This window comes from Euzebya pacifica, from assembly GCF_003344865.1.
GTDB classification, from domain to species: Bacteria; Actinomycetota; Nitriliruptoria; order Euzebyales; family Euzebyaceae; genus Euzebya; species Euzebya pacifica.
Genome location: NZ_CP031165.1, coordinates 951,353 through 962,862, shown reverse-complemented (window position 1 = coordinate 962,862; position 11,510 = coordinate 951,353). Strand labels below are relative to the sequence as shown.

The 11,510-nt window shown below is 70.2% G+C and carries 9 protein-coding genes; 1 reads left to right on the top strand and 8 read right to left on the bottom strand.

From position 1 onward, the window contains the following. Positions 1–231: 231 nt before the first annotated feature. The 8 genes from DVS28_RS03985 to DVS28_RS03950 form a co-directional block, all read right to left on the bottom strand. A complete protein-coding gene (locus tag DVS28_RS03985; RefSeq protein ID WP_114590307.1) occupies positions 232–1,083 on the bottom strand; it encodes a sugar phosphate isomerase/epimerase family protein in 852 nt (283 codons plus the stop codon). Between the two features lie 47 nt (positions 1,084–1,130). Continuing rightward, positions 1,131–2,402 (bottom strand): substrate-binding domain-containing protein, encoded by a 1,272-nt coding sequence (locus tag DVS28_RS03980; RefSeq protein WP_114590306.1) that lies wholly within the window; start codon positions 2,400–2,402, stop codon positions 1,131–1,133. A gap of 60 nt (positions 2,403–2,462) precedes the next feature. Beyond that, positions 2,463–3,515 carry an ABC transporter permease subunit gene (locus DVS28_RS03975; RefSeq protein ID WP_114593974.1) on the bottom strand — a complete coding sequence of 351 codons (1,053 nt, stop codon included), beginning with the start codon at positions 3,513–3,515 and terminating at the stop codon, positions 2,463–2,465. A gap of 38 nt (positions 3,516–3,553) precedes the next feature. Beyond that, positions 3,554–4,606: an ABC transporter permease gene (locus DVS28_RS03970; RefSeq protein ID WP_114590305.1), complete on the bottom strand. Its 1,053-nt coding sequence runs from the start codon at positions 4,604–4,606 to the stop codon at positions 3,554–3,556. Further along, complete coding sequence (locus DVS28_RS03965) at positions 4,603–6,081, bottom strand: ATP-binding cassette domain-containing protein (RefSeq protein WP_114593973.1); 1,479 nt, start codon at positions 6,079–6,081, stop codon at positions 4,603–4,605. The genes DVS28_RS03970 and DVS28_RS03965 overlap by 4 nt, the downstream gene beginning before the upstream one ends. A gap of 35 nt (positions 6,082–6,116) precedes the next feature. Continuing rightward, the gene (locus tag DVS28_RS03960) at positions 6,117–7,268 is read right to left on the bottom strand and encodes a Gfo/Idh/MocA family protein (protein WP_114590304.1); all 1,152 of its coding nucleotides are present in this window, start codon (positions 7,266–7,268) and stop codon (positions 6,117–6,119) included. 85 nt (positions 7,269–7,353) lie between these two features. Further along, the gene (locus DVS28_RS03955) at positions 7,354–8,532 is read right to left on the bottom strand and encodes an ROK family transcriptional regulator (protein WP_114590303.1); all 1,179 of its coding nucleotides are present in this window, start codon (positions 8,530–8,532) and stop codon (positions 7,354–7,356) included. A gap of 131 nt (positions 8,533–8,663) precedes the next feature. Continuing rightward, positions 8,664–10,904, bottom strand: a complete 2,241-nt coding sequence (locus tag DVS28_RS03950; RefSeq protein WP_216826374.1) for an ATP-dependent helicase — start codon at positions 10,902–10,904, stop codon at positions 8,664–8,666. 172 nt (positions 10,905–11,076) lie between these two features. Here DVS28_RS03950 and DVS28_RS03945 point away from each other — a divergent pair, with 172 nt between their 5' ends. Continuing rightward, complete coding sequence (locus DVS28_RS03945) at positions 11,077–11,499, top strand: DUF6069 family protein (RefSeq protein WP_114590302.1); 423 nt, start codon at positions 11,077–11,079, stop codon at positions 11,497–11,499. Positions 11,500–11,510 lie beyond the last annotated feature (11 nt).

Here is an 11,510-nt window from a genome sequence, read left to right as displayed (position 1 = left end):
AGGCGGGATGCTCCTCGTCGAACGGCGGTGGGCCGACCGCGGGAGCGGCGTTCTGGCGGGTGTCCGGACACCGCAGCGCCCACCCACCCGAGGGCAGGCTGGCGCCACGTCCGAACGCCACGGACTGGCTGGCGGGACTGACTGGCGGGACTGGCTGGCGGGACTGACTGGCGGGACTGGCGGGGCCCTGACCAGCTGACGCGTCCGGCGGAACGCGTCAGCGGTGGCGGGTCAGGTCAGGAGATTGCGGAGGTACGCCAGGCCATCGGTGGCGAGGCGGTCCTGGGACTCGGCGAGCGGTCGCCAGATGGACGCGGCAACCGCGATGGTCTGGTTCTCGGGCGTGAACGACTCGATGCACAGCGGACCGGCGTAGCCGATGTCGCGCAACGCGTCGAGGATGGCGGGCCAGTCGAGGTGGCCGTGTCCCGGCGCACCCCGGTCGTTGGCGCAGACCTGTACGTGCGCGACCCGGCTGCCTGCCGCTCGGATGGCGGCGAGAGGGTCCGCCTCCTCGATGTTCAGGTGGTAGGTGTCCAGCAGCACGCCGACGCTGTCGGGCAGGTCGGCGATCGCCTCCATCGCCTGCGACACCGTGTTGAACAACGACGTCTCGTAGCGGTTCAGGGGTTCGACGGCGATGCGCACCCCGGCCTGTGCGGCGTGGTCGGCGACCGGTGCGATCGCGTCGGCCCACTCCGCCAGCGCGGCGCGGCGCTCGGCGGCGTCCATGCGCCAGGTCCTGCCCACGGAGGTGTAGGCGGGCCCCCCGATCGCGGTGGCCCCGACGGTGTGGGCCACGTCGATCACGTGACGCAGGTAGTCCTGCGTCTGCTGCTTGGTGCTGGCATCCGTCGCGACCAGCTCGCGCCCCGGGCCCAGGACCAGGCACACGGTCGCCCCGAGACCGAGATCGTCCAGCAGCCGGCGGGCTGCCGTCGGATCCCAGTCCCCGGGCGTCTCCACCGGGAGCTCGATCACGTCGAACCCCCAGCGGCTGACCTGCGGCGCGAGGGCCGCGAGGTCGGAATCCCGCAACGGTGAGTGCCACAACCAGGTCGACACTCCGATCGGCCATGTCATGTCATTGCCCCCTTCTCGTTGCGGGTTCCGGACCCTCTGTGTGGTGACTAGCGGTCCGTCCAGGCCTCGGGGAACCCGGGCAGGTCCTCGCCGCCGTACTTGGCGTAGTGCAGGGACGGCATGTCGGCGTTGGCCTCGAGGAACGCGTCCAGCTCGTCGGCGTTGATCGGCTCCTGCGGCAGGATCCACTCGCTGGGGACCTCCTCGCCGTTCCAGATCCGGACCGCGGCCTCGATGGGCGTGCGCCACTGGAAGTTGGAGTACACCGGCGCGATGGCGGTGAGCCCGGTGTCCTGCCACTTGCGCAGGAAGCTCATCTCGTCCTCGCCGACCATGACGGGGTAGTCCGCACCGGCGTCCTCGAAGGCCTCGATCGCGGCGACGGAGCCGTCACCGGCGTCCATCCAGATGCCGTCGACGTCGCCGCGCTGCAGGTACTGGGTGACGATGTCCTTGATCTGGGCCGCGTCGCCACCGGTGAACTCGTCACCGAGGACGTTCAGCTCGGAGTCGCCGAAGATCTGCTGGGCAGCGCCCCAACGGTGCTCGAGCACGTCGACGCCGGGGAGGATGCGCAGGGCCAGCACGTTGCTGCCCGGCTCGAGGTTCTCCACCAGGAACTCGGCACCGTCGGCGCCGTAGGCGTAGCCGCCGATGGGGTGGATGAAGGTGACCATGCAGTCGGTGTTGACGCCACGGTCGAACACGATCACCGGGACACCGCTCTCGCAGGCGGCCTCGACGATCGGGGTCAGGGTCGCGGTGGTCGACGGCGAGATGATGATGGCACCGCAGTCACCGGAGTCGATGAAGGACTGGATGTCGGAGATCTGCTGGTTGTCGTCGTCAGCAGCGTCAGCGACACGGAACTCACCGATGTCGCCGCTCTCCTGGTAGACCTCGACCTGCTGCTGCATGGTGATCCAACCCGTGACGCGCCAGGGGTTGGAGATGGAGGCGTTGGAGAAGCAGAGGTCCTGCGCCCCCTCGGCGGCGAACTCGGAGGTGTCGACCATCTCCGGCTCGATGGCCTGCAGCCATGGGGTGGAGGCGTCGCCCTCCGGCTCGACGTCACGCTGCGCCAGCTGGCGCTCGTAGTCGGCCTGGACGAAGAAGTCGCTGCTGGCGGCGTCGTCGCCCTCGGCAGCGTCATCGCCCTCGGCAGCGTCGTCGGTCTCTGCGGCGTCATCGCCGTCGGCGGCGTCTGCCTCGGTCGCTGCGGTGACGTCCTCGTTGGCGGCGGGTTCGTCGGTGGAACAGCCTGCGAGCGCCATGCTGATGGCGAACACGGCCACAACCAGGAATCTGGTCGGCTTCATCTTGCTCTCCTTGTTCGTGTGTCGGTTGGTGTTGCTGTGCGGTCGGGGTGGATCGGGTGGTCAGTCGCCGGAAGGTGCGGGCGACGTCGCGATGTGTCGATCGCCGACACCTGCGGTGGCGGCGGTACCGGGCGGGTCGGTGGGGTCGTCGTGTCCGGCCGGTGGGCTGGTCGTCGCGCGGCTGCTGCCCCGTGCCGCCCAAGCGACGGCCGCGATGATGATCAGTCCCTGGAGGGTGGGCCTGGCTGTCGACGGCAGCGCCAGCTGCGTGAACAGGCGCTGGATGGCCTGGTAGGCCAGCGCACCGGCGATGGCGGCGGTGACGGTTCCCCGCCCACCGCCGAGCACGACGCCGCCGAGCACGACCGCGGTGATGGCGGTGAACTCCAGGCCGTCCCCGACCTGCGCGGTGACGCCGGCGAACCCGCCGATGAGCACCGCGGCCAGGGTGGCCATGAGGGAGGACAGGACGAAGGCGATGGTCCGGACACGCCACACCCGCACACCCGCGAAGGCAGCGGCGGTGTCGTTGTCACCGGTCGCGATCAGCGTCCTTCCGAACGGGGACCGCATCAGCAGCGCGGCGAGGCCGGCCACGACGAGCGCGATCAGCAACGCGTAGGGCAGCTGTCGCAGCACCGGCATGTCGATGCCCATCCGTCCCCAGCGGCGGAACCCTTCGGACAGGGCGCCGGTGGGTGCACCGCCGGTCCACAGCCGCACGGCCCCGAAGAGCACGAGCTGCGTGCCGAGCGTGGTGATGAAGGAGGGAACCCTGAGCAGCGTGGTCACCAGGCCGTTGACGAGGCCGACCAGCACGCCGAGCCCCATCATCAGCAGCAGCACCGGCCACGTGCGCTCCTCCATGCCGTCGATGAGCCGAGCGGCGACCACGACCTGCGCACCGACGAGGGCACCGACCGAGAGGTCGAACTCGCCGCTGACGATCACCAGGTACTGGCCGATGGCGAGGACGACCAGCGGCGCGGCAGCGCGCAGGAAGGTCATCAACGACGGCGGCTCGGCGAAGGACGGGTTGAGGGCCGTGATGACGACCAGCACGGACACCAGCAGGGCGAACACCGTTGCCGTCCCGGTGGTCAGGCGTCCCATCAGGCCGGCAAGGGCGCCGCTGCGTTCCCGGAGACCGCTCACGAGGCCACCTCCCGGCTGACCGCATCGGCGGTTCTGGGCGCACCCGTGCGGGTGAAGCGCTGCCGCAGGCTCGAGGCGTCGATCTGGCGCCGTGCGTAGATCGCCACGGCGGTGATGATGATGACGCCGCGCAGCACGTCGCGGAAGAAGGGGTCGACCTGCAGCAGGTTGAAGACCGAGTCGAGCGTCGCGAGGATCAGGACACCGGCGACGGTCCCCGACACACCGCCTCGTCCACCCATCAGGAGGGTGCCGCCGAGGACGACGGCGGCGATGGACTCGAGGTCGTAGCCGGCGCTGTAGATCTGTGCGCCCACGCCGGTGGAGAACCGTGCGGCGAGCAGCAGGCCGGCCAGTCCCGCGGCCACCGCACACAGCACGTGGGCGAGGACGATGGTGCGGTCGGTGCGGATGCCCGACAGCCGTGCGGCATCGGTGTTGCCGCCGACGGCGTACATGGCGTGGCCGGCGCGGGTCCGCCCGAGCAGGAGGCCGGACGCCAGCGCCACGAGCAGCATGACCACCGTGGCGACGGGGACGACCCAGATGCGGGTGTAGCCGAAGTCCTGGAAGGCCGGGGGCACCGCGCCGACGGGGCCGGCGTAGCGCGTGTCGAGGTAGCCCTTGATGATCAGCCCCATGCCGAGGGTGGCGATGAAGGGGTTGACGTCGAGTCGGGCGATGACGACGCCGTTGACCAGCCCGATGACGGCCGAGACGGCGAGCGCCGCCGCAACGCCGAGCACGATCCGGCCGGGGTCACCGTCCATCACCGTGGCGCCGACGATGCTGGCGAGGGCCGCGGTGAACCCCACGGAGAGGTCCAGCGACCGGCACAGGATCACGAGGGTCTGGCCGAGGGCGACGAAGCCGAGGACGCTGGTCCGGCTCAGCAGGTTGACCACGTTGGACTGCGCGAACAGGTTCCCGCCGTCGGCGGAGACGATGATCCCGCCGACGACCAGCACGAGGACGAGGGCGAGCCAGATCAGGACGGTGGGCGAGAGGTCGAACCGGTCCCGGATTCCCGACGAGGTGGTGGTCGTCATGCCGCCGCCTCGCCGGTGGCGCCGGCCGCGATGGCCAGGATGTCGGACTCGCTGGCGTCCGGACCGACCTCGCCGACCAGGCGACCGTCCCGCATCACCACGATGCGATCGGAGACGCCCAGCAGCTCGGGGAGCTCCGAGGAGATCAGCAGCACGCCGACGCCAGCGGCGCAGCGGTCACGGACCAGGTCGTAGACGGCGCGTTTCGCGCCCACGTCGATGCCCCGTGTCGGTTCGTCCAGGACGAGGACCGCCGGATCGGTGACCAGCCACTTGGTCAGCACGACCTTCTGCTGGTTCCCACCGGAGAGATACCTGACCTCCCGGGACCCGCTGCGCGCGGAGAACTCGAGGCTGGACAGGAGCTCAGGGATGCGTGCGGCCCGTTCGGGGGCTTGCCGCGGGGCGACGGCGTCCAGCACGAGCCGGGCGTTGGCCTCGACGCCCTGTTCGAGCGCCAGGCCCTGGGCCTTGCGGTCCTCGGTGACCAGCGCGATGCCGGCCGTGATGGCCTCGCGAGCAGAGGTCGGACGAACGTCCTGTCCCTTGACCCGCATGGTGCCCCTGGTGAAGGGCCGCAGGCCGAACACCGCGTGCGCGAGCTCCGTGCGTCCGCTGCCCTGCAGGCCGGCCACGCCGACCACCTCGCCGGCTCGAACCTGCAGGTCGATGCCGTCCACGTCGTGGTTCCCCGCATCGGACAGCGACAGCAGCACCTCCTCGGAGGGACCGTCGTCGGTCCGCGCCGGGAAGAACGAGCCGAGGTTGCGGCCCACCATGTCCCGGACGAGGTCGTCGGGGGTGGTCTCGGCGGTGTCCACGGTGTGCACCAGGTGGCCGTCCTTGAGCACGGTGATCCGGTCGCTCAGGTCGAAGATCTCCACGAGCCGGTGGGACACGTAGACGATGGCCACCCCGCGGGACTGCAGCGTCCGCACGAGCCGGTACAGCAGGTCGACCTCGGCACCGGCCAGCGCGGCGGTGGGCTCGTCCATGCAGATCACCCGGGTCTGCATCGACATGGCCTTGACGATCTCGACGACCTGCTGCTGGGCCACCGAGAGGCTTGCCACCCGTCGGTCGGGGTCCAGGACGGTCCGGTCCACGCCCAGGTCGTCGAGCAGGTCTGCGGTCTCCTGCCGCATGCGGCGGCGGTCGACGAGCCCACGGCGGCGGGGTTCGCGACCGAGGAAGACGTTCTGGGCGACGGTGCGCTCGGGCAGCAGGTTGAACTCCTGGTAGACCGTCGTCACCCCGGCGTGCTGCGCGTCCAGGGGGTGGCCGAACTCCACGACCGCACCGTCGAGGCGCACGGTCCCTGCGTCGGCGCGGTGCACGCCGGCGAGCACCTTCATCAGCGTGGACTTGCCAGCGCCGTTCTCGCCGACGAGCGCGTGGACCTCTCCGGGTCGCACGTCGAAGTCCACGCCGTGCAGGACGTCGACGCCGAAGAAGGACTTCACGATCCCCGTCATCTCGACGATGGGCTGTGGGGGCTGGGGCAGGCCGGTCACGAGCAGACCGCCTCCCAACGACCGTCCGCCGCCGAGGAGCGCAGGACGGCGTCGACCACGTGGGCCGAACGGAGGCCGTCCTCGAAGGTCGGCAGCCCGTCGGGGGCAGCACCACCGATGGCGGCACCCGTGTCGGCGACGAAGGCGTCGAAGCAGTCCTGATAGCCCTGCGCGTGGCCGGCCGGGAGCCGGCTGTAACGTGCCGCAGCCGCGGACAGGGTGTCGGGGTCGCGCAGCAGGTCCTGCGACGCGTCCCTGCGACCGTGCCACAGGCGTTCGGGCTGTTCCTGGTCGAAGGCGAGGGAACCCTCGCTGCACGAGATCTCCAGCAGCAGGCGGTTCTTGCGGCCCGGCGAGACCTGGCTGATGACGACCGAACCCAGGACCCCGGCCTCGGTGCGGAACTGCACGGTGGCCATGTCCTCCGTGGTGACGACCCGGCCGTCACCACCGCGGTTCGGGGCGATGGTTGCCATCTGGCCGCTCAGGGCGGAGATGCGGTCGCCGGTCACGAACTCCACCAGGTCACACCAGTGCGACCCGATGTCGGCGAACGCACGGCTCGGGCCCCCGAGGTCGGCGTCGACCCGCCAGTTGTTGTCGGCGTCGTTGCTCAGCCAGTCCTGCAGGTAGGAGCCGTGGGTCAGCAGGACGCGACCCATCTCGCCGCTGCGCACACGTGCACGGGCCTCGCGCACCATGGGGTGGAACCGGTAGACGAAGGGGACGGTGCCGACGAGGCCGTTGGCGGTCACGGCGTCGACCAGCTCGCGGGCCTCCTCGGGGGACGTGGCCAGCGGCTTCTCGCACACCACGTGCTTGCCGGCGGCCACGGCCGCCATCGCGACGGGGTGGTGCAGGTGGTTGGGCGTGCACACGTGGACGACGTCGACGTCGTCGGCGCCGACCAGGGCCTCCACGGACTCGACGGCCCGTTCGGCCCCGATGTCGGCCGCGGCGCGGGCGGCACGGTCGGGACTGCTGGACGCGAGCGCAACCACGCGTCCTCCCGCCACCCGCACGGCACGCGCATGGACCCGGCCCATGAACCCACCGCCAATGATCCCTGCCCGGTAGGTGTGCGCTGGTGCAGCGGCCACACTTCCGAGGGGTTCGACACCGTTATCGGCCAACGTTTCGACGTCCATCTGCCGACATATGATCACACTTACGTCAGATGTCAAGCAAAAGCACGTAACGCAGGCGACACACTCCTGCCACCCGACGGTGACCTCAGCTGGTGCGGATGGCCTCGTCGACGGCGACCGGCAGCAGGATCGACTCGATGATCATGACGGCCGCGCCGGTCACGCCGGCGCGCTCGTTGAGCTCGCTGGTCTGCACGCGCAGGTCGTTGGTCGCAAGCACCGTCGACCGCTCGTAGACGGCCTCGCGGACGCCCGCGACGAGCTCGGCGGCCGCCAGGGCCACGTCGCCGCCGAGGACGATGGCGCCGGGGTTGAGCAGGTTGACGGCGCCGGCGAGCACCTCGCCGATCTGCCGACCCGCCTCCCTGATCATCCGGATCGCCTGGGTGTTGCCGCCGGTGGCCTCGCGGGCGACATCGCGGACCCCCTGGGCATCCACCCCCATCGCCCGGAGCTCCGTCGCCAGCGCAGCGCCGCTGGCCACCGCCTCCAGGCACCCCACGTTGCCGCAGCGACAGACCACCGAGCCCGCTGAGGGGACGCGGATGTGCCCCATGTCGCCCGCCGCGCCGTTCTGCCCGCGGTAGATGCGGCCGTGCATGACCAGGCCGCTGCCGATGCCGGTGCCGACCTTCACGAAGAGCAGGTCGTCGACCCGGTCTCGCCAGTTCGTCCAGTACTCACCGAGCGCCATGATGTTGACGTCGTTGTCCACGAGCACCGGCACCGGGTGCACCTTCTGCACGAGGGCAGGGATGGCCACCCCGTCCCAGCCGGGCATGATCGGCGGGCTGACCGCTCGGCCAGCGGAGTACTCCACCGGCCCCGGGACGCCGATGCCTATGCCCCGCACGGAGGCCGACCCACGGCTGACCCTGTCGAGCAGCGCCTCGAACCCCTCCAGCATCCACGAGATCACCCGGTCGGGCCCGTCGGCGATGTCGATCTCGCCCGTTGACTCCGCGAGGAGGCTGCCGGAGAGGTCGGCAACGGCGAGGCGGGCGTGGGTGACGTCGAGGTCGGCGACGAGCACGACCCCTGCGTCGCTGTTGAACGCCAGCGTCTGGGGCGGACGCCCACCGGTGCTGGGCGCCTCGCCTGCTTCGTAGACGAATCCACCGCCGAGGAGGGACTCCACCCGCTGGGACACCGTTGCGCGTGACAGGCCAGTCAGCCGGACGAGTTCGGCGCGGGTGCGCGCCCGCCCGTCACGGATCAGCGCGAGTACTTCTCCAGCGGTGTTGACCGTGGCGTTCTCGTCCATCGTGATCCTCACACTTCTGGCCAATCGACCGCGGACTTAGTTCGGCGATCAGCGTATGTTTCCGGACCCAAGAGCGTAACGCTCGGTCCCGTCCGACCGGGCACCGCGGTCGGACCCTCTGTCCTCGTCCCTCAGGCGCGGATCAGCGGAGCGTAGGCCAGGACGAGGCGCTTCTCACCGGACTCGGCGAAGTCGATGACGGCTTCCTCCTCGCCCGGCATGCCCGCCATCTCGACGATACGCCCCTTGCCGAAGCGCGTGTGCATGACCCAGTCCCCGGCCTTGAACTCCGGGCCGTCGTCATCGTCGGCCTCGACCCGGCGGTGGTACTGCGTCTTCACGCCGGCCATCGACAGCGCCCTGCGGGAGGGACCGCCACGGTCGGTGGAGCGGTCCTCCACCAGCTCCGACGGGATCTCGCCGAGGAACCGGCTCGGCGGGTTGGACTGCGACCCGCCGAACAGCGTGCGCGCCCACGCCGAAGTGACGTACAGCCGCTTCTCCGCGCGAGTCATGCCCACGTAGGCCAGTCGGCGCTCCTCCTCGATCTCGTCGGGCTCCGACAGGGTGCGGCTGTGGGGGAAGACCCCTTCCTCGAGCCCCACGAGGAAGACGACGGGGAACTCCAGGCCCTTGGCGTTGTGGAGGGTCATGAGGGTCACCCGTGCCGACTCGTCGGTCAGGTCGTCCTCGGCGTTGACCAGCTGCACCCGCTCGAGGAACTCCGGCAGCGTGGCGTCGGGCGTCAGCGACAGCAGGTCCTCCGCGACCCCTTCGAGCTCGGCGAGGTTCTCCAGCCGTGCCTCGGCCTCGGGGCTGCGCTCGGCCTCGAGCTCGGAGATGTAGCCCGACTCCGCGAGCACCTTCTCCAGCAGCGCGCGGGGGGTCAGCTCCTCCTCGATCCACGAGGTGCGCATTCGGTCGACGAAGGCCACGAATCCCTCGACGGCCCCGACGGCACGGGTGGGCACGCCGTTGATCGCACCCACCTGCCGGCAGGCCTCGATCAACGAGGTGCCGGTCGTGGCCGCGTATCCGGTCAGCGCCTCCTGCGTCTTCTTGCCGATGCCACGTCGCGGGACGTTGAGGATGCGGCCCGCTGCGACGTCGTCGCCGGGGTTGACCAGGACGGTCAGGTACGCCAGCGCGTCCTTGACCTCCTTGCGGTCGTAGAAGCGGGTCGAGCCGATCACCTGATAGGGCTGCCCCACCCGCAGCATGACCTCCTCCATCACACGGGACTGGGCGTTGGTCCGGTAGAAGACGGCACAGTCCTCGCCGCGGTAGGTGCCCTCGGCGGTCAGCTTGCGGATCTCCTCGGCGACGAACGCGGCCTCGTCATGTTCGTTCTCGGCGGTGTAGCGGATGATCCGGTCGCCGGCGCCCGCCTCGGTCCACAGGTCCTTGGCGACCCGCTGGGAGTTGTTGGCGATGACGGCGTTGGCCGCGTCGAGCACCGTCTGGGTGGACCGGTAGTTGCGATCCAGCACGATCGTGGTCGCGTCGGGGAAGTCGTTCTCGAAGTCCAGCAGGTTGCGGATGTCCGCCCCGCGAAAGGCGTAGATCGACTGGTCGGAGTCGCCGACGACGGTGATGTTGCGATGCTGTTCGGCCAGCAGCTGCACCAGCTTGTACTGGGCGTGGTTGGTGTCCTGCCACTCGTCGACGAGCACGTGCTGGAACTGCCGCTGGTAGCGCTCCCGCGTGTCGTCGAACAGCTGGAGGATCTCCACGCTCTTGACCAGCAGGTCGTCGAAGTCCATGGCCGAGGCCGTGTGGAGCTTGGCCTGGTAGCCCTTGTAGACCTCCGCGACCTGGGTGGTCCACCAGTCCTCGGCGCGTGAGGCGTAGGTCTCGAAGTCGATCAGCTCGTTCTTCGCCGCGGAGATGGCCGACAGCGCCGCCCGGACCGGGATCTTCTTGGTGTCCAGGCCGATGTCGCTGATGACGCTGGACACGACCCGCCCCGAGTCGCTGGTGTCGTAGATCGAGAAGTGCTTGGCGTACCCGAGCCGTGGCGCCTCGGTGCGCAGCAACCGGGCGCAGGCCGAGTGGAAGGTCTGCACCCACATCCCGCCCCAGCGCCGCTTCGTGGGCTGCCCCTGGTCGTCGCGGCTGATGCCCACCAGGTCGTCGCCGACGAGGCGCCCGACGCGGTCCTTCATCTCGCCCGCGGCCTTGTTGGTGAAGGTGATCGCGAGGATCTCCAGCGGGTGCACCCCGTCGCCGATCAGCCGCGCGATCCGGTGGGTCAGCACGCGGGTCTTGCCCGAGCCCGCCCCGGCCACGACGAGCAGCGGCCCGCCGTCGTGCATCACGGCGTCCTTCTGCTGTGGGTTGAGTCCGTCGAGGTGCAGGCTGGGAATCGTCACGGTGACGTCATGGTACGGGCTGCCACTGACACCGCCCGGGGCCGAATGCTGGACGGCCGACACGATCCGATACCCTCCACGTCGACGAGATGATGCAGGCAGCCCTGCGTCCTCGTGCCCCGCACGGCGGGGCGCACACCGAGCCACCCACCCAGAGGAACACGATCACCCCATGGCCGGCGCAATCCCCGTTCAGACCCAGGAAGACATCGTCCCCCCGACGCCCAAGCCCATCGGCTACCGGCTTGCCGGTGTGCTGCTCGCCCCCGGTGTCGCCGCCACGATGCACCTCGTCCTCACCGGGCCGTTCGGCCTGTCGCTGGAGAGCGGCTTCGGGCTGATGACGGTGACGCTGGCCACCCTCGCGGTCGGCATGGTCGCCTGGATCGCGGTCATGCTGCTGGAGCAGGGCCTGGGCAAGGAGAAGTCCCGCAGGATCTGGATGGCCGTCGCCTTCGGGGCACTGGCCGCGTCGATCCTCGCCATCGTCCCCGCCGACGTCACCACCGGCGCCAAGTGGGGGCTTGTGGCGCTGTTCTCGGCCGTCGCGGTCGTGCTGATCCCGACGATGGCCGCCAGGGGTCAGAAGGACTGACCCCGCTGCCC